Annotated in this window: 18 protein-coding genes; 3 read left to right on the forward strand and 15 right to left on the reverse strand. The window is 37.8% G+C overall.

The window, feature by feature from the left end:
* Window positions 1-141: 141 nt before the first annotated feature.
* Both AC1ECB_RS17015 and tnpA read right to left on the reverse strand, forming a co-directional pair.
* The gene (locus tag AC1ECB_RS17015; RefSeq protein ID WP_485664885.1) at window positions 142-600 is read right to left on the reverse strand and encodes a VanZ family protein; all 459 of its coding nucleotides are present in this window, start codon (window positions 598-600) and stop codon (window positions 142-144) included.
* Window positions 601-966: 366 nt separating this feature from the next.
* Window positions 967-1,383 carry an IS200/IS605 family transposase gene (tnpA, locus tag AC1ECB_RS17020; RefSeq protein WP_485664871.1) on the reverse strand — a complete coding sequence of 139 codons (417 nt, stop codon included), beginning with the start codon at window positions 1,381-1,383 and terminating at the stop codon, window positions 967-969.
* A gap of 394 nt (window positions 1,384-1,777) precedes the next feature.
* Here tnpA and AC1ECB_RS17025 point away from each other — a divergent pair, with 394 nt between their 5' ends.
* The 3 genes from AC1ECB_RS17025 to AC1ECB_RS17035 all read left to right on the forward strand — a co-directional run bounded on the left by AC1ECB_RS17025 (window position 1,778) and on the right by AC1ECB_RS17035 (window position 2,747).
* Window positions 1,778-2,065 (forward strand): type II toxin-antitoxin system Phd/YefM family antitoxin, encoded by a 288-nt coding sequence (locus tag AC1ECB_RS17025; protein WP_485664886.1) that lies wholly within the window; start codon window positions 1,778-1,780, stop codon window positions 2,063-2,065.
* A complete protein-coding gene (locus AC1ECB_RS17030) occupies window positions 2,058-2,213 on the forward strand; it encodes a type II toxin-antitoxin system RelE/ParE family toxin (RefSeq protein WP_485664887.1) in 156 nt (51 codons plus the stop codon). The genes AC1ECB_RS17025 and AC1ECB_RS17030 overlap by 8 nt, the downstream gene beginning before the upstream one ends.
* 117 nt (window positions 2,214-2,330) lie before the next feature.
* Window positions 2,331-2,747 (forward strand): restriction endonuclease subunit S domain-containing protein, encoded by a 417-nt coding sequence (locus tag AC1ECB_RS17035; protein WP_485664888.1) that lies wholly within the window; start codon window positions 2,331-2,333, stop codon window positions 2,745-2,747.
* Between the two features lie 62 nt (window positions 2,748-2,809).
* Here AC1ECB_RS17035 and hepT read toward each other — a convergent pair whose 3' ends face one another.
* The 13 genes from hepT to AC1ECB_RS17100 form a co-directional block, all read right to left on the reverse strand.
* Window positions 2,810-3,223, reverse strand: coding sequence for a type VII toxin-antitoxin system HepT family RNase toxin (gene hepT, locus AC1ECB_RS17040; RefSeq protein WP_485664889.1), 414 nt, complete (start codon window positions 3,221-3,223; stop codon window positions 2,810-2,812).
* A 1-nt stretch (window position 3,224) separates the two neighbouring features.
* On the reverse strand, window positions 3,225-3,626 hold the full coding sequence (gene mntA / locus AC1ECB_RS17045) for a type VII toxin-antitoxin system MntA family adenylyltransferase antitoxin (RefSeq protein ID WP_485664890.1): 402 nt from the start codon (window positions 3,624-3,626) through the stop codon (window positions 3,225-3,227).
* A gap of 51 nt (window positions 3,627-3,677) precedes the next feature.
* On the reverse strand, window positions 3,678-4,481 hold the full coding sequence (locus AC1ECB_RS17050) for a transposase (RefSeq protein ID WP_485664891.1): 804 nt from the start codon (window positions 4,479-4,481) through the stop codon (window positions 3,678-3,680).
* A gap of 372 nt (window positions 4,482-4,853) precedes the next feature.
* On the reverse strand, window positions 4,854-5,468 hold the full coding sequence (locus tag AC1ECB_RS17055; protein WP_485664892.1) for a Uma2 family endonuclease: 615 nt from the start codon (window positions 5,466-5,468) through the stop codon (window positions 4,854-4,856).
* Between the two features lie 243 nt (window positions 5,469-5,711).
* Window positions 5,712-6,311 carry a Uma2 family endonuclease gene (locus AC1ECB_RS17060; RefSeq protein ID WP_485664893.1) on the reverse strand — a complete coding sequence of 200 codons (600 nt, stop codon included), beginning with the start codon at window positions 6,309-6,311 and terminating at the stop codon, window positions 5,712-5,714.
* An 810-nt stretch (window positions 6,312-7,121) separates the two neighbouring features.
* Complete coding sequence (gene ltrA, locus AC1ECB_RS17065; protein ID WP_485664894.1) at window positions 7,122-8,498, reverse strand: group II intron reverse transcriptase/maturase; 1,377 nt, start codon at window positions 8,496-8,498, stop codon at window positions 7,122-7,124.
* Window positions 8,499-8,880: 382 nt separating this feature from the next.
* On the reverse strand, window positions 8,881-9,198 hold the full coding sequence (locus AC1ECB_RS17070; RefSeq protein ID WP_485664895.1) for a transposase: 318 nt from the start codon (window positions 9,196-9,198) through the stop codon (window positions 8,881-8,883).
* 380 nt (window positions 9,199-9,578) lie between these two features.
* Complete coding sequence (locus tag AC1ECB_RS17075; RefSeq protein WP_485664896.1) at window positions 9,579-10,592, reverse strand: reverse transcriptase domain-containing protein; 1,014 nt, start codon at window positions 10,590-10,592, stop codon at window positions 9,579-9,581.
* Window positions 10,593-11,504: 912 nt separating this feature from the next.
* The gene (locus AC1ECB_RS17080) at window positions 11,505-13,067 is read right to left on the reverse strand and encodes a lipopolysaccharide biosynthesis protein (protein WP_485664897.1); all 1,563 of its coding nucleotides are present in this window, start codon (window positions 13,065-13,067) and stop codon (window positions 11,505-11,507) included.
* A 148-nt stretch (window positions 13,068-13,215) separates the two neighbouring features.
* A complete protein-coding gene (locus tag AC1ECB_RS17085; RefSeq protein ID WP_485664898.1) occupies window positions 13,216-14,601 on the reverse strand; it encodes an O-antigen polymerase in 1,386 nt (461 codons plus the stop codon).
* A 330-nt stretch (window positions 14,602-14,931) separates the two neighbouring features.
* Window positions 14,932-16,008: a glycosyltransferase gene (locus AC1ECB_RS17090; RefSeq protein ID WP_485664899.1), complete on the reverse strand. Its 1,077-nt coding sequence runs from the start codon at window positions 16,006-16,008 to the stop codon at window positions 14,932-14,934.
* Between the two features lie 942 nt (window positions 16,009-16,950).
* Window positions 16,951-17,925 (reverse strand): SDR family oxidoreductase, encoded by a 975-nt coding sequence (locus AC1ECB_RS17095; RefSeq protein WP_485664900.1) that lies wholly within the window; start codon window positions 17,923-17,925, stop codon window positions 16,951-16,953.
* Window positions 17,926-18,193: 268 nt separating this feature from the next.
* Window positions 18,194-19,513, reverse strand: a complete 1,320-nt coding sequence (locus AC1ECB_RS17100; protein ID WP_485664901.1) for a nucleotide sugar dehydrogenase — start codon at window positions 19,511-19,513, stop codon at window positions 18,194-18,196.
* Between the last annotated feature and the right edge of the window lie 364 nt (window positions 19,514-19,877).

The raw sequence follows: 19,877 nt of genomic DNA on the forward strand, positions 1-19,877 counted from the left end.
CCTTGGGAAATATCACTCAAATCCCCGACCTGACCCCATTTAGACAATATCTCCCCATGTTTCAAATATATTTTTATCAAATGATAAATACACACATTCTTTCATCATATCTATATTATACCAATATAGGCGTGCAGACCCCTAACCCTTACCTCGTCCAATAGCCCAGCAGAAGAGGATGCCCACAATTGCACTCCCACTGTCAATCATCACGTCCCGCAGTTCACCGCTGCGGCCCGGCACATAGACCTGATGAATCTCGTCCAACGCGGCAAAAGCTGCGCAAAAAAGAATAGCACCTGCTACCAGCCACCCTTGTTTCTTTATGCCGATATTTAAGCGAAATGCCTGATAAGCCAGGCAGCCCAGGACAAAATAGTTGGCTCCATGTGCCGCTTTTCTCACTAACCCATGTAAATGCTGAATCAGTATTTGCTGTTCTTTGACGCTCTGGGCCACCGGCAGCAAGGTTGTCACCATATTGACCAGCGCCTGAACCACCATTCCACTCATATCCTTAGATTGAGCAGCCGGTTGTGCAGAAAACCAAATAATCAGCAACATCCAGCTACAAAAAAACAACAGTGAAAAAATTCGCATATCCTTATTACTGCCTCCGCCCTAAATCATCATTCAATGTATATACAAAACAAAAATTGCAGGCCTTCAAGAAGGCCTCACGGCCTGACCCATTAAAACCCTACAACATCAAAACCACTTCTACCCTTCATATCCCGTTGCGTCCCTGGTGGTTCAACAAACCTAACCCATAACCCAAACCAAACCTGTTTTATGGATTTTTACCGCAAAGAGGATTTTACCGCAAAGTTCTTAAAGTTTCTTTAGTCATACGACCACCACTTCAAGTGGTGGCTTGTTATTAGCCCTGTAAGGGCTGATTACTTGCTACGCCTAAAAGGCGGGTATCGCAAGCATTGTTACCATCGGCCTCTGAAAGAGGCTCTTTTAGTTCTTTTCTTCTTTTTTTGCTTCTTCCTGTTGTTCTTGTATATATCTCTTAATTGCTTCCTCCGTGATATTTCCCACTGTTGCTACATAATAGCCTCGTGCCCAAAATGCTCTATTCCACTTACTCCCCTGATCTGGATGTACATCGTATATCATTAACGCACTCTTCCCTTTCAAATATCCCATAAATTCTGCTACACTCAATTTGGGCGGGATACTTACGCATAAATGTACATGATCAGCACATACTGCTCCTTCAATAATTTCTACATTTTTGTATTTGCAGAGCTTTTTTAATATTTCTCTCACATCCGCCCTTATTTTTCCGTACAGAACTTTCCTTCTGTACTTCGGTATAAAAACTATGTGATACTGGCATTTCCATTTTGTATGTGATAAGCTTGAACTGTCCATTTTGGATAACCTCCTATGTTCTCTGATATTGGCTTGCGACACCAGTATCATACTAACACAGGAGGTTTTTTAGTTCACCCGCAGTAACGCTTCTGCTTACTCTGTTCTCCCCAGCATAGCTGGGGGATTAGGATTATCATTAAATGTCATTTTCAAGCTTCGTAATCTAACATACTGGCATCCTCTCTTTTCAGATCATCTTTATATTTCATATTTTTTGAAACACCATTGCTGCCTTCTTTGAAAATCAACTAAACATGATTGTCCATCAACAGTAGGCATATAACAAACTTCTTTCATCCTCTGACTTAGCATACATTCAGTGGCTAACTGAAACATTAGCATAATTATGCTAAAATTATGCTAAAACTAAATCAAGTGAGGAGTGAAGACCATGCCACACATTAGACCTGTATCAGATTTAAGAAATAATTTTGCTGACATTTCAAGGGTTGTTCACGAAACTGCTGAACCAGTGTTTCTGACCAAAAATGGTTACGGAGATATGGTTATTATGAGCATGGATGCCTTTGAACGTTATCAATTTGAAAGTGAAGTTTATTTCAAACTAAAGGAAGCTGAACTGGAAGCCCAAACAACAAACAAGAGATATTCTCACAAGGAAGTGTTTGATAAATTAAGAGAAAAACTTTCCGACAGGGTAGAGTCTGATAATGTATGAAATCAGATATTTACCTTTGGCGCGAAAGGATTTAACGGATATTGTAACCTACATTGCAGACCAACTAAAAGCAGGCATGGCTTTGTTGGATGCACTGGATGAATCTATATCCTGGCTTGAACAGTTCCCTTATTCCAGCAAGATGTAAAGTAGTACTCTACCTGGCTTCCTCGCATCTCTGGAATTCCAATTATGTGACTGGGTGCATGATATATGATATAATAAAACAAAATATCGCGATATAACAACAAGGGGGAGATGGAGAATGGAAGAAATTTTAAAACAGCTGCTTGAGGGGCAACAGCAACTATTTGCCGAAGTCAAGCAGATTAATACTAGGCTGGATGGTGTTGAAGTTGCGCTGAAGGAAAACATTGACGTCACCATGGGGTTAAAGCACTGGACAGAAGAAATCAATGCCCAGGTGCATGGACTAGGACATACTATGACCAAACTAGAGGGCAAGGTCAACCAGCTTGATGACAAGGTCAGTCAGCTTGATGAGAAAGTTAACAAAATTGATGACAAGGTCAGTCAGCTTGACGAGAAAGTTAACAAAATTGATGACAGGCTTGAGCGAATGGAAGAACAGCAGGATATTATTAAAGCCGATGTCATGTTCCTTGCACGGAAGGCTATTGAGCAAGATGAGGCAATCTATCGTCTGAGGAAAACGAGGTAGTCAGGACCACCCGTAAAACGGGTGGCTTGACATTTTGGCATCCTCTCTTTGCATGCAATCCATCACATTTTATCCATAATATGTTGTCTAAACATCATCATATCCTCTAGCCTGTTTTGCAAAATATCATATACAATATTCCCGTCAATACTCATATATTGATGAGATATCATATTCCGAAAGGCTACCATTTTTATATACACCTGACACTCCGATTCTGTCCAATATCCAAAATCTTTTAGAATTTTAAAACCATCGGCCAACATGTCCACTTGGCCTAAATCATCATCGGCTACAATATGATTAACCGTGTCAATCATACAATTAATTATGATAAAAAGATTATACTCAACAACATCTCTAGCAACGGAGTGACTGATAAACTCAGCATAGGACAATACTTTATACTGCCTTATCTTACGCATTGACTTCTCAATTTGACCAAGCTTACGTTCTATAATATCCTGTTTTACCATGTTAAACCTCCAAATACCGCATCCTGGTTTTCCTGGCCCAATACCGTACATCGTTGTATTCTTTAATGACAGATAACGAATACTCTGCTTCAAACAGCGATGCACGTGATAATAAAACCACCTTTTGCATATTTGCCACATGCTTTATCAATGGACTGGCAGTATTTAAAACAATCAAATCAACTTCCCGTTTCGTAATATCCATTAGCTTTAACTTAAGTTCTAAATACCAATCAAAATCATTAATCAGATTTTGATCACTCATATATATTGCAATATCCACATCACTAAAACGATTAGCCTTTCCAGTCGCTGCCGAACCAAATAACCACACAAATAACAGTTCCTGCCTTGAAGCAAAAAAAGCTTTCAATCTATTTATCAAATCATAATCCTTAGACATGTAAATTCCCCCTTGCTAGTTATAGTGAAATATTGGAAATTCCATCTCTGTTTAGCTAAAAGTCAGTAATGCCCTTCTAATAGTTTCTCTATTTATTCCTGTTAGCTGTGATAGCTTTCTGCCTGACAAACCAGTATCATTCCTTATTTTAAGTATAAATTCCTGAAGAATACGCGTGTTTTCTTTTTTAGCTATATCTTTTAAGGTCAGTCCATTACTTTGCAAAATATCATTTAATAACCGCCGAACGTAAGCCTCTATTTTCTCATCCAGTTCACTGCAATTACGAATATCAAGGCATACTTCACCGTCATACTCCGCATGAAACTGCCGGAATCGATTAAGCGCTATCTCGGTCTCCTGTCCGAACATCCCTAAAACTTCAGTCATCTCAGGTAAATAACGTGTTACACCCGGTCCATTTAAGTAAGCTTGATAACTACTCCATTTATACACCTCGCTCCTATCTATACCAGCCTTTTCAGGATTCTGGTGAACATAGCGGATAACAGTTAAGAAATAGCTGTCGGTCTCTATGTTCTCACTTTTATAACGGTCTTGAAATAGATGCCCAACCCGCTGGTATTTTTGATTAAAATATTTTACATAGCTTGTTCCAATTCGTTTCATAAGCTTAGCGATACCGTTGTACCCTTCTTTAACCACTAGATGAACATGGTTATCCATTAGACAATAGGCATATAACAAGCAACCTTCATCAGATTTCTTTGCATACAAGAAATCTATGAAGGTTAATTTATCTGCGTCGTCTAGAAATATATCTCTTCGCTCATTACCACGTAACATTATGTGATAAATTCCTGTTTTACTTAGTTGCCTAGCATTTCTTGGCATCAAAATCACCCAAGACCATTATATTCCACGATTAGTTAGTTGTCAATCAGAACCGTCCCTAGTGACACCTACATTACAGATCACCTGAAAGCAGCTAAAGCAGCAATGGATCTGTTGGATGCACTGGATGAATCTATATCCAAACTTAAACAGTTCCCTTATTCCTGCAAGGTGTATCAGCCAATCAAAGTGTTGGAGATGAATACCATATTTTGCCAGTTAAGAACTATGCTGTTTTCTATGTGGTTAAAGAACAGGTGATTGAAATTCATAGAGTTGTCTATGCCAAGATGGATTTGAGCAAGATTATAAAGTGAGAATAGCTAGAGTAGTACTCCACCTGACTTCTCGCATCTCTTGAATTCCCAAGTGTCACTCGAAACCGTCCCCAGTGGCATCTCCCCATGTTTCAAATATATTTTTTAGCTTTATAGTTAGATCAGTAAAAGTACTTGAAATAATTACTTCATCATCTGCCATTGCGCATATATTAGGCTTGTCATAGTTACCCTGTTCATTTAGGCTGTACTTCGCAATGGACTGGTTTTCGGGTGATATAATCCAATATTCATCCACACCGGCTTTTTCGTATTTATTAAGTTTTATGAATTGGTCACGTTTAACTGAACTTTTTGAAACGATTTCGATGATTAAAGTCGGTGTGCCACCGTAACCATCTTTATCAAGCTTCGACTTGTCACAAACAATAGATAAATCAGGCTCAACGACGTTTTTGTTTTTACTTTCATCCGTCTCACCGTTATCCATTGGCAACCTAACAGTAAACGGCGCGGCAAATACTTGACACTGCTTGCCCTTTAAGTAGCCGTGTAGCTCAAAATATAGATTTCCGGATATTCTTTGATGTAACGGAGAAGGGGTAGCCTGTGCATAAACAATTCCATCAATAATTTCCCAGCGTTCATCCTCCGGCCAACTTAAATAATCTTTATATGTGTATTCGTGTTGCCCCTTTGGCAGTGGCATTTCTATACCTCCATTGTAATCAAACTAGGTACACACTTTTTTTCATCATATCTATATTATACCAACAGAGCTAACAGAATAAAATAGCTGCAGAATAGACTGCAGCTCTCCCCTGTGAAATCATACATTACCCCTCATCAATCAAACATCACAAACAATTCTCTACGAGTTCCCTCAATAACATCGGAAATCCTCTTTAAGAACCAAATGAATATGACTATTCATTATACAGTAGTCGTACATTTATATCGGTTCCTCTAGTTTAGGAAATACATCACTAAGGTTTATTGTAAGCTCAGGTAGGATAATCGGACTTATAGTATCCTCCCGGCCAAAATATTCTGATTCTCTGTATTTAGTTAATGCTTCGTTCATATAAAGTCTCGTTATTATTTGATGTAAGGGATCAACGATCCAGTATTCAAATATTCCATTTTGTTCGTAGAGACGACGTTTTTTAACTACATCATAACTGGCCGTTGCAGGAGATAAAATTTCAATAATAAGATCCGGACTGCCCTTACACCCTCTATGATCAAGTTTATTCGGATCGCATACTACCGTTATATCAGGTTGCACTATGGTTGTTGAACTATGATTCTCCGTTTCCTCTTTATGTGGTAATCGAACATCGAAGGGAGCCGCATATACCTTACATTGCTTACCTTTAAGATAGTTACCAAACTCTAACATCAGGTTCCTGGATATATCCTGGTGGAGGCGATTGGGTGCTGTCATTGCATAGGCAACACCATCAATAATCTCCCAGCGCTGATCTTCGGGCCAAGTCAGATAATCCTCATAGGTATAAGTTCTATCATCCTTTACAGCGCTATTGCCCACAATACTCATCTCCCTCAACATTCTTTATCTTAGTATATCATACTTCCAGTAAATTAAAACGACTACCCCGTTGACTGTCCGACCCTGTTTTACTTAATTACCTAGCATTTCTTGGCATAGAAATCACCCAAGACCATTATATTCCAGGACTAGTTGGTTGTCAATCAGAACCGTCCCCACTGGCCCTTCTTTCTTGGCATAGAAATCACCCAAGACCATTATATTCCAGGACTAGTTGGTTGTCAATCAGAACCGTCCCCACTGGCCCTTCCAAACCAAAATTTGAAGGTCTTACAACTGTTGAGATTCTATGCATTCTTGTAGGCCGGGATGTAACGAGGTGTCCTGTATGTGGAAAAGGTAAATTACAGGCAAGCTATTCGTTACCCAAAGAGGCATCGCCTTAATAGTTGCAAAAATTGAATAGATACTGCCAAGACCCGTTTGTGGGGAGGGGGAAGGTATGTCCAATCAAGACAAATGAAGCCCAATTTATTACAAATCAGCAAAGTAAAGCACAAAAAAATGTACGAAAACAGAAAAAATTAACGATCAAAAACCAAGAGAAAAAGATTGAAATTCCATAGCTGGGCAGCCCGCGACTTCATTCTTCTGAGGCAATCAAAAATTTTGCGCGTAGATAGTTTTGTGGCTCAACTGGCAGCCGGGAGCTGTTAATTGAGCCTTTTTGCGCGCAAAACTTCCGATTGATACCTTCAGTAGAGTAGAGGCCTACCTCACGGCGGCCCCCTCTCAGAACCGGACGGGCCCAATTAAGGCATCCGGCTCTTCCACAGCATTCACTTACAGTTAGCCATACATATCTACATAGATTCTTGCCTCGGCAATTGCGAATCGCTCCTCAATCTTTGCAAACCCATCCCAGTTCACGCTCTTCTTCTGGCTCCTGCGGTTGAGGACCTTAAACAGTTTTCGCCGTACGAAATACCGGAATGCTTTGATTCGCTGCAGGTTGCCGGTAATCCCGTAATAGCGAAAATGGCCAATTAGTTTGGCATTTAGCTGCTTGATTAAGTCCCCAAGCTCGGTATGCATATTCTTGCGGACCCATTCTGCGAGGACTTTTAGCTTCACAATGAATTTCTTCTTGCTTGTTTTCCGCTTGACGCTGTAGTTCCCAGGCTTGCCTTTGCTACAGTAATGGCTGAACCCGAGAAAGTCAAAGGTCTCCGGTTTGCCATCGCCTCGTCTGGCTCGTCTTTCTTCGGCAAATCGGCCAAATTCGAGTATCTTCGTTTTCTCTTGGGCAATCTCAAGGTTGAATTTCCCTAGTCTGTCTATTAGTTTCCTATAGAAGGCTTCTGCGTCGTCTTTGTATTGAAAGAAGCAAACAAAGTCGTCGGCATACCGGATGATATGGGCTTCGCCTCTGCTTTCACGCTTTATGTTCAGAGTGAACCATAAGTCGAGTACATAGTGCAGATAGACGTTTGCAAGCGTTGCAGACACGACCCCGCCCTGCGGCGTTCCTGTATCTGTCTCGTATTCTACGCCTTCTTCCATAACGCCCGCCTTGAGAATCCGGCTTATCAGCCGCAAAAGGTTAGGGTCTTGTATGCGTTCTTGCAGACACCGCATCATCCACCCGTGGTCGACGTTGTCAAAGAATCCCTTAATGTCCGCGTCTACCACATAGCTGACCTTCTTCGTCTCAATAATTCTGCCGACTTCTTTTAGCGCATCATGGCAGCTTCTTCCCGGCCTGAATCCATAGGAACAGTCGAGAAATTCTGTTTCGTAGATGACTGTTAGAATTTCGTTAAGGGCTTTCTGCACCACTTTATCCTCGTAGGACGGAATACCTAGCGGACGCATCTTGCCGTTTCCTTTTGGGATATAGACTCGCTTGACAGGTTGTGGTTTATACGCTTGCCGTTTCATTCTTCCCAGAAGATCGTTGATGTTTTCTTCTAGCTGCTTGCCATATTCCTCTTTGCTCATTCCGTCTACGCCTAGGGCTTTACCTGCTTTTAGCGCCTGATGAGCGGCTTTCAGGCTTTCTTCGTCAATAGCATGAATCAGGGTTTGCAATTTGACTTTTGGTCGCTGTTTGGCTAATTCGGCTATCCTTGTTAGTTTAGTTCCCAATGGTTTCTCTGCCTCCAGTGCAGCATTGTTTCCCTTTTCAAGGTCACTGCTTCGTAGCGCCCTTCCCTCCGCAGGCATTACCCTGCATCCTCAGTATTATAGCGCATTCCGACTCCCTGCCGTCTATTTGGCCTCCTCGTCTTCGACTTGTCCGCCATACTCTCGTTAGAGGGCGGCAGGGTCTCCCAAGTTCACACAGAGTAATGATGTGTAGCATGCCAAGACCTTTGACCCCGGGGAGCTGAATTTAGCTCGCCTTTTATCGCTAAACTCAGTGTTGTCTTCTGCTGGTTCTAAGGCATCGACCTACCCATTTGGGGATTTCGGGGCTCTACATCTTCAGCTCTCGCTTTCGGCCTACTACCTTTCTTGCCTACGCTTAGACCTGGCGTTACCGCTTCAGTCCCAAGGCTAGATACTGAGTGGCTGGCTAAGCCTTCTCAGGCGGGACTCCCACCCGCTATACTCTGTGCGCTTCTTGGCGCACAGAACCGTCCCCACTGGCCCTTTTCTGATTAAAATATTTTACATAGCTTGTTCCAATTCGTTTCATAAGCTTAGCGATACCATTGTACCCTTCTTTAACCACTAGATGAACATGATTATCCATTAGACAATAGGCAAATAACAAGCAACCTTCATCAGATTTCTTTGCATACAAGAAATCTATGAAGGTTAATTTATCTGCGTCGTCTAGAAATATATCTCTTCGCTCATTACCACGTAACATTATGTGATAAATTCCTGTTTTACTTAGTTGCCTAGCATTTCTTGGCATAGAAATCACCTAAGACCATTATATTCCAGGATTAGTTGGTTGTCAATCAGAACCGTCCCCGGTGGCCCCGCGTAACATTATGTGATAAATTCCTGTTTTACTTAGTTGCCTAGCATTTCTTGGCATAGAAATCACCTAAGACCATTATATTCCAGGATTAGTTGGTTGTCAATCAGAACCGTCCCCGGTGGCCCCGGTGGCACGCTCGATGCACAGCAACTATACGCGATGTTTTGTTGGCTGAAACCCAACGCGTGAAGCCGAAGGATTTCTCGATACTTGGTCATGAAAAAGATCTCCTTAAAATGAATTTACACCGATAGGTGTATAAATCCATTATAGGCTGATATGGTTTCCATGACCGGAATTGCGGTTTCCAATTATCCGGAACAGCGGTTTCCTAACACCGGACAAGCGGTGTAGTTGCCTCCGGAATACTCAATAAATTCTGTCTGTAGGCGGAATTTCCACTTTTCTGCATTGGTTTTTGTGTTGGTGACAAGTACCCAGTCATCCGCATAGCGGATAACATACGCCGGTTTTAGTGCGCTACGCTCCCGTAAGGCTTGTAACTTACCATCCTTTCGCGTGTATGCATACCGGGTTTTCTTTTCTTCCCAGGCATTGGCAACTGACCAGTCGAATCGATTTAAATACACATTTGCCAGTAGCGGCGATATGATTCCGCCTTGCGCGGCTCCCATTAGATTTCGCTTAACTTCGCCCATAATTCCGGCTTTAAGCATTTGTTTAATTATCATCAAGACTCGTTTGTCCCTGATACCCATATGCCAAAGTTGTTTGATCAGCCGGGTATGATTTATGGTATCGAAATAAGCTTTTATATCTCCCTCGACGATCCAGTGGTATCCAGTTTTATGGACGATGTCTGCTATTCTTTCCAAAGCCATATGTGTGTCTCGGTAGGGTCGAAATCCATAAGAATGACTATAGAACTGAGCCTCGAGGATTGGTTCTATGACGATGCGAACACATTCTTGGATAATGCGGTCTGTAACAGCGGGTATTCCCAGCGGTCGAAGGCTTATTTTTCCCGGTTTGGGGATGTACACTCTGCGTATCATCCGAGGTTGGTACTGGCTAAAATGTTTCTGGATTGTATCGATAACTTGCTCATAGGGTAATTCAAGGATTTGCCGCATGGTTTCGTTATCGGTTCCCGGCGTGTCAGCTCCACGGTTTGCTTTAATATTGTGGACTGCGGTTTGTATGGTAACCCCTGATATGATGATTTCCAGCAGACCGTTATGTTTTATAGCTTTTCTATCTTTTTTTGCTTTCTGGGTCTTTGTATACAACTGGTCAAGGTATTGATACAGTTCCTTTTCGTCGGCAGGAACTTTTAGGACGGGATAGTTAGATTGTTGTTCCAAGCATCAGCCTCCTCGTTTTCGATTTGGCCAGCTGGTTTCATGTCAGGTATGGCTCCACGCCTTCCCTAGCAGGTTGTGTTGACTTTCATATAAATATTGACTATGCCCCTTCACTCCATGGACATTACTCCATTTCATCATTACTACGGGCATTTCCTCCCATTTCGAGTCATCTGCTTTTATCTGCATTAGCATTCTCGTCCGAAGTTCCACTGTTTCTTACATTCTAGCTTTACATAGTGACTTTAACCTCTTCCTTTGGCCCGCCAATCATCTTTTTGACCATTATCGGCGGTCGTAAGACTCCAAACCTCATTGGGTTATCATTGGGTTTGGAACAGGAATGAAAAAAGGAATTTCCATTCCTGCGCTTGGACTCCACGAAGGGAGTAAATACCTTCAGTTAGGTATCTTGTTCTTTACGGGTCGTACATACGGAAGTTCCTGATGAGTAGGCATAATCACTTTATAGCCCCCGACTACTTCGCTAACCACTTCACAGGTCTGCTTTTCGCCGTCTTCACCGAGCTTCGTACCTCAGCAGGATAATCTACTTAAGTCACGTCGGAGTATTAGGGATGGTCTGCCGATATTCAGTCCATAGCAGGTAATGCTCCTGCCAATTTGAATGTAAAATTCGCTTTATGCGCCTGGTTTTATTGCTCATTTCTGCACAGGTTGTCCAGGAACAGTGCGCACCCCTTCCCGAACCGTCCCCAGTGGCACGTACGAAAATAGAAAAAGCAACTATAAAAAATCGAGAGAAAAAGATTGAAATTCCATAGCTGGGCAGCCCGCGACTTCATTCTTCCCGGACAATCAAAATTTTGCGCGAGATAATTTTGTGACTCAACTGACAGCCGGGAGCCGTTAGTTGAGCCTTTTTGCGCGCAAAACTTCCGATTGAACCTTTCAAGATCCGTCCCCAGTGGCATTTCGTCTCCAGTGGCATTTTACACTACTTTTAATTTTATCAAAGATAAAGGCGTTCAATAAATTGTACAAATATTTAAATTCCTTTGTTTTGTAGAACAGTAAAATTAACATGCCATTTGGAATTAAAATACAAATAATAAATTGGATAATTAAGCTTTTTATTGTAGTTTGGCTAAAAATATTTGCAATACCAAATGTAATTGTGCCTAATACAATTATTAATGAGGTATATAAAAAATATTTTTTAAAAAATACTAATGAAGATGTTTTAAATCCGTATTTATAAAGCACAAGTGGTTCTACCCAAAAACAAGTTGTTAAAGTGCTAATAGTTGTCCCCAAAAAAACTCCAATTATACCTAATGGATGAACTAGTAATAATGAAACTAAAAGATTAATACTTGCCTCAAAAATTGGCTTGTACCTGTCATACCAGTATAAACCCAAAGCTTCTTTAAAAGTAAGAACAGACTTTCGCATACCTGTTAAATAGAAATTTAAAATGATTATTAAAACAATATTTATATTTAGAATATATTCTTCTCCAATCCATAATCTAATAAATGGATTCAATATTACTACTAGACATATTGAAATAAATCCATAGATCCAAAAATTCATAAAAAAAACAATATTAAATAATAATTTCTTTTTATCATCTGTTTCAGTAACACCAAAATTACCTACACTAGAATTAATTGAAAGAAACACTTGCCCAATTACAATATTTATTGCGTTAATAATAAGTTGATAGTTTGAGTATAAACCTACTAAACTTAACCCCAGAAACTTTGCAATTATTATATTGTCTGTCGAACTTACAGCGATTGCTCCCAATCTATGAGCAATCATTGCGCGGACATTTCTAGATATTAGCCTTATAGTTATTTCGTCAAGTTTTTGAATGTTACCATCTTTCAAGTAAGGATATTGCTTATCAGCTTCTCTGGAAACACAAATGTTTTCCACTACATTTGTAACAAATTGACAAAATAGATATAATATGTAATAATGCGTTAAATATAAAACTGCAATTTGCAAAATATTAGTAATAGCAAAAAAACTATACCTGTAATATGTTGCAATATATCGTTTTTGATCCGAAATCATCAAAGAACGTTTATAGGAATAAAAATAGGTAACCGCAGAATTCGCAACAAACATTAAATAAATAAAACTAACATGTGGTATAGTATTTTTAATAAATATATCCAAAAATGGAACAAAGCTAATGCCTAGAATTAAAATTAAAATACCAATAGTAATATATGCTTTTTTAAAGAGCTTCATTAAAGATTTTATTTTCTCAATATCATTATTTGCAAGGGGCTCGTATAGGCTATATGCTATTGCAGGACCAATCCCCAGTTCTACCAATGCCAGTATACTTAATATATTTGTTAATAAAGCATTAAGACCTAAGTACTCAGAGCCAAGCGTGCGGATAAAGACGATTCTGGCAACGAAACTTAAAAATAATCCAATTGTTTGTCCCACCATAGCATACCATAAGTTTTTCATAGAACTTTGTATACGCATTTTATTCTTCCTCGTATAAATAAATTATCATCTACTGGCTAATTGCTTACAAAAGGTCGTGTTTCACTGTGGTTTCATATTTTTCTTTGTTAGTAGCATTTTAATAAACTTCCAATTTTATTGTTTTATATTTTACCTACGGCGCAAGTTACTTTCTTCTAAAAATACTAATAAATACAAATATAAAAAAGGGAAATAAATTAATCCTAAAAAGTTTATACACAAAAGTTTCTGAGTGTATACGTAATCCGTCAAGCATAAAAATGGGCAATGCTCCAGCGAATAATAACAATGAAGCGATGGTTCTTTTCTTTAAATAATAATTATAAATTTTATTTATAATTATTCCGTATACTAGCATGTGCATGAAAGCACCTAAAACTCCAAAATTAATGTATCCTTCTGCTACTGGCGAAAAACCATTGCCTCCACCTGCCGTTATTATACTACTGTGGTAAGTATTTAATAACCAAATGCTAGGGTTAAAGCCAATTTCCGATGTTAATCGAGCTAAAAAAGGAAACGGACTTCCTAATGCGGAAATATATGACATACCAAACTGCAAGCCAGGGCCACCATATTCTATAATCTCTAATAAAGACCTAGCAGGAACTTTGAATTCAGTAGCTGCCCATGGATAAAAAAGTTCTGGATAATTTATTAGTATTTCCCATGTTTCAACCATAGCTGTTTCAAAGCCTCTCGGTAGGAAATATCTTGCTGCAGAGAAAAACTGAGCCAAACTTATTCCAAATAGAATTCCAATAAAAACAAGTTTATTATTTATTCTTTTATACTCATAATTATATAATACCATTGCAAAAAGCATGCTATAGACAATACTACTACGTCCTCCAATTAATACTAGAATAATACAACCTATAAAATATAACACAATACCTGATAAAATATTAATTTTAGAATTACTTTTAAGGCCATAATACCAAATAACAACTGCCGATAAAAGTAACCATGAAAAACTCCCACCAATAATTAACGAATTGTTCATTATTAAATATCTATCTCCACCATATCCTACTCTTAACAAACTACTTAAACCACCAAAAGCTATTAATTCAGAAACAACAGATATTAAAGACATAATCAACATTACATAACCAGAGTATTTAATGATTATTAGTTTACTAACATCATTATTCATCCTATTAGGATTTGATGGTATAACAGGACTCGCATGAAATCTTAAACCTATCCTTAATCCAATTAGCCCAATTAATTGTAATGTCAAGTAAAAAATTATTGAATTTTCAGAAAAGTCATCACTGTAAAACAGTGGTCCTAGTGCATAAAAAGTATATGTTATTGGTATAATATTTTTAGGTTCTAAGGAACCGTAATGTCTTTTTGTAATTATATTTACAAAAGGCATAAAGCCAAGAAGTTGTATAAATACAATAAGGAGTACTTTTATAGTAATAAATTCAGTCACGAACGCTATACTTAAAATAATAATTAAAGTAATAATTATTAAATAATCAATTAAAACTCCACTTTTTTTCAAGAATGTACTCACCGTATTTCCTCCAATATGTTTTAAAATAAATCTATTGAATTCAATTCTCACCTCACCTTTCGCAAGACGATGTCGATTCAATTCTTTAATACAGTTAGCGTCATCTCCAGTACGATCATAAGCCAATATAGAAATTGGAACCAATGAGAGACATTGCCTGGAAAGATACTATTTTCTTAAATCATGCTCTAATCTAAAAAAATTTTTACATAATATATTTTATCTTAGCGTCTGAGTCAAGACTCCCGCCATTATAGGCGGCGATTGATTCAGTTGGGGTAAACTCCCCACCTGAATTACCGATGTTTCAGTTTCACTGAAACGAGTTTACTAGCTGTACAAATACTCATAACTTTTAACACAATTACGTATATCTAACTCCACTGCTCTATTTCTAGAATTAATGCCCATTCTATTTCTTAATTCAGTATTATTAATCAATTGACACATTGATTGAGACAGTGCCTTTATATCCCCTACTGGTGTTACTAACCCAGTTTCTCCATTTTTTACAATGTCGATAACTCCACCTGCGTCAGTTGTAATAATTGGCAATGCGCATGCCATAGCCTCTAAAACTGATATTGGTAAGCCTTCTGCGTCAGAAGACATTACATATATATCTGCATCATTAAGTTTATCTTCTACACTGTCAGAAACTCCAGTTAGAATTACACTCTCTTGTAAATTATTTTCAAAAATTAGTTTTTCAATTTCCTCACGTAATTCACCATCACCTACTAGCATAAGTTCTATATCTTTGTGATGGCTATGTGCTATAGAAAATGCTTCTATCATCAGTCGATGATTTTTGACTTTTTCAAATCTTCCTACAGATATTAATTTTAATTTTTTATGATTATTCTTTCTTAAGTTATTTTTCTTATAAAACTTATTTATATCAACTCCATTGTAAATACACATTACCTGATCAAGTTTATATTCAGAAATAACAGATTTTTTATTAAAATCACTTATTGCAACAGGAACGAAATCAAATACCCTATATGCCAATGCCGAAATAAGTCGATTAATACCTATAGCTTCTCTCCAAGCTAGACTATGTATTGTGTGAATTCGTTTTTTAACTCCACATAATACTGTTGGAATTAAAATATACGGTATAACATATAAATGTGTATGAATTACATCTGGTTTATATTTTTTCAATACATTATATACATCCTTTATTGTCTTAAAATCTATACCTTTTGTTTTATAAAGATAGATTGTTTTGATCCCTTTTTCATCAGCAATCTTCTCAAATAGCATCCCACGTCTAGGATATAGTGACAAGATACATACGTCAAACTTATTTTTATCTATTTGAGCTGCAATATCTATTACTAATTTTTCTCCACCACCTGTGCCAAGACCTGGAACTACTAATAAAACTTTAGTTTTCATGGATTAACTCCTCGCAAAATAGTATTAGCTCATTAAGATGCCGAATTTCCAGTTAGAATATGCTATGTAATATCTATTAAAGCAGTTATAATCCTGACGAAGTTGCTCTCTGAAATTAGTTCTCCACGTTGAGCCTGCAAACACCCGATTACGAGGCTTATGGAGAGAACACATTTCCCACTTTGATTGAATACATTCCCCAGAATGAGCAGTTTAGATTTGACAACTTTATAATACATCTTTCCAGAGATTCAGCTCGTTATTTTTGGCGGCACTATGCACTCCCGGAACAATGGCTAAATCATTTTTTGTAGTGATTTCACGGAAAGAATCAAAGCAACCGACCAAAGTATTCACTCTTGGCTCAGCTGATTTTTTATATCTATTTTGAATTATTACCTATCTTGAAAAAGCCTGCTACCCATGTTCCATTATCTAACCACTTTTGCACCAACCTGGGGAATTGGGGTAGCAACCCATTTATTCTCGTGCAGAACTCCTGACGACGAGGCTAAATTAGAGCGCTACCATATGCGTCTGCGTCCAGGTCGAGAAGTAGCTGAATATTATCTTTAACATCCTCGTGCATTAACGACTTGTGTTCAATTGAAGTCGAAAGCATCCTCAGCGTGATTCAGACTTGGGAAAAATGACCAATCTCAATCAAGAATTGCTAAGATCATAAATCTATAAACATTGACACTACCATAAACTGTATTAAGCCTGTTTCTGCGGCTGATATCATCGCCAAGCTCGGTGACATCACTCATTTTGAGAACCATAATATACCAATACGCCGGATTAGTCTGGTCTAAGTATCACCCTGGCACGTTCGAAAGTCAAGAAACGCACCCATGTTGTGCGTACTAGTAACAAGAATTGGTACGGTTGGTCTTTATGCTGGCTGAAGATCAAGCAATTAGACATTCCGAAAAATCGTTTTTACAAATTTTCACTATACCATTCTATAGCTGCCAAAATTCCTTTTTCAAAACTCCACTCAGGACAAAACCCAAGGAATTTCTTAGCTTTACTAATATCCGCATTACTATGCTTGATGTCACCTTTTCTTTCTGGTCCGAATATCGGTTTTATATCTTTACCTAATGCTTTACAAAGCCCAAAATAAATATCAATAAGATATTCTCTACCACCAAATGCAATATTATATGCTTGCCCGGCTGCCTCACGAGATGCAGAACATGCTTTCAAATTAGCTTCAATAACATTTTCAATATAAGTAAAATCCCTACTCTGTTTACCATCACCATTGATGATTGGTTGTTCATCATTAAGAAGTTGTTTAACGAATTTTGGAATAACTGCTGCATAAACTCCATTAGGATCTTGTCTTTTCCCAAAAACATTAAAATATCTTAAACCATAGGTATCTAATCCGTAAAGTTTAGTATACAGCTTTCCATACTCTTCATTAACCATTTTGGTTAATGCATAAGGTGAAAGAAGCTTACCTTCACATCCTTCTTTTTTAGGCAGATTAGGCTCATCTCCATAAACAGACGAGCTTGATGCGTAAACAAATTTTTTTACATTATTTTGTCTAGCTGCTTCCATCATATTAAGAGTGCCTTTAATATTAATCTCCTCATATAGTAATGGCATTTCAATACTTCTTGGCACACTTCCCCAAGCAGCTTGATGCAAAACATAATCTACATCTTCACAAGCCTTAATACACACATCTAATTCTCGGATATCACCTTTAATGAAGGTATAGTTATGATTATTTATAAATATATCAACGTTGGATTGCTTTCCAGTAGACAGATCATCCAAACATCTGACTTGATATCCACTACTTAGTAAAACCTCGCACAAGTTTGAACCAATAAAGCCTGCACCACCTGTGACAAGAAAAACTGCATCTTTTTCAAAAATTATATTCTCATAACTCATAGATTAAACCACCTTAGTAACGAACTCCAATGGTAGTTTATTATTAGCCCTGTAAGGACTGATTACTTATTACCATCATCCTCTATAAGAAGATCCTTTAGTTCGTTTCTTATTTTCTAGCTTCTTCCTCTGTTAATATTTCATTTGTACTTAGGTATAAATACTATGTGATACTCGTTTTTCCATTTTTATGTGATATCGTATTGGGTAAAATCCTTCAATAATCTTTAAAAAACTCGTCGATGTGCTGGTGAATTAGGAGTTTCATTTATAATCTCCAATATCTGTAACCATCTGATTCGTATTCTTTTCGATCTAATATACCTTTAATATCAATGAGTACTTTATTTTGATTATGCGTATTCTTAAAGAGCTTATTCACATCATCTTGTGTCAATTTTAAGAATTCTTCATGACCTACTGCAATGACCACAGCATCCATATCTTTAATGTTCTCTAATAACTCAAATTCAATCTCATATTCATTTTTTACCTCCTCAACATTAACCTGAGGTTCGACAATGATAGGAACTATTCCATATTCTTTAAGCTCATTCACAATATCAATCACTCTAGTATTTCTAGTATCTGGGCAATTCTCTTTAAACGTAAATCCCAAAATCACTACTTTTGCATCTTTAACAGCCACTTCTGCCTTAATCAAGTTTTTGATTAAATTCTCAACAACATATTTCCCCATATTATCATTAATTCTTCTACCAGAAAGAATGATTTGAGAATGGTATCCCAATTGCTCAGCCTTATAAGTTAAATAATAAGGATCTACACCTATACAGTGACCACCAACAAGGCCCGGGGAAAAGCTTAAAAAATTCCACTTGGTAGCTGCAGCTTTCAAAACTGCCTTTGTGTCAATACCGATTTTATTAAAAATAATGGAAAGCTCATTCATAAAAGCAATATTTATGTCTCTTTGTGAATTTTCAATTACCTTAGCAGCTTCAGCTATTTTAATAGACTCCGCTCTATATACACCAGCATCTACAACTAGTTCATAGACTTTAGCAATTATGTCAAGCGACTCTTCATCAATGCCTGATACAACTTTTGCTATAGATTCTAGCCTATGCAACTTATCACCTGGATTAATTCGTTCAGGAGAATAACCAACTTTGAAATCAATTCCGCATTTTATTCCTGACTCTCTCTCAAGAATTGGAATACAAACTTCTTCAGTAACGCCCGGATAAACTGTTGATTCAAAAACTACGATAGAACCCTTAGTCAAATTTCTACCAACAGATCGACATGCTGATTCAACTAAACTTAGATCAGGTGTATTATCTTTATTAACAGGTGTAGGAACTGCTATGATATGAAATTTAGCTTCTCTCAATTTTGAATCGTCTGCTGTAAATTCTACAGTTGTCTCCTTAATCACTTCATTTCCAACTTCTTTTGTCGGATCAATGCCCGTTTTATAAATTTTTATTTTATCTTTACTTATATCAAATCCAATTACATTTACTTTTTTTGCAAACGCAACAGCAATGGGCATACCTACATAACCAAGTCCTACAACAGATATTTTTTCTTCCCTTTTTTTTATTCTCTCATATAAGTCCATAGTAAATCTCCTCACAATAAATTAATTTTTTACTAATAATAATCTAATGTTACCCATTTAAATGAGTTATTTTTCATATTTCACACCCAGATATAAGAATTTCACCTCCTTTAATAAACTCTCGTTTTCTTCACCATTCTTGACATATCTCAGTATTTCACTTTAACAAATTCGAGTCCGCTCTCTAGATAGTGTGTAAACCTTGAAGACTGCGTGGTTTTGGGTATAACAAACAAACCTCGTGTTTGTTTGTATCTTGGCCGTTGGGATTCCACATCAGCTCCAGGTAGCAAACCTCCCATGTCTTGCGGCATCACTGTACCTAATTCCTTCGTTTTGCCTATCCTCGAGATGGAACGTCAAT

The organism is Sporomusa sp. 246TCP1 (assembly GCF_057319775.1).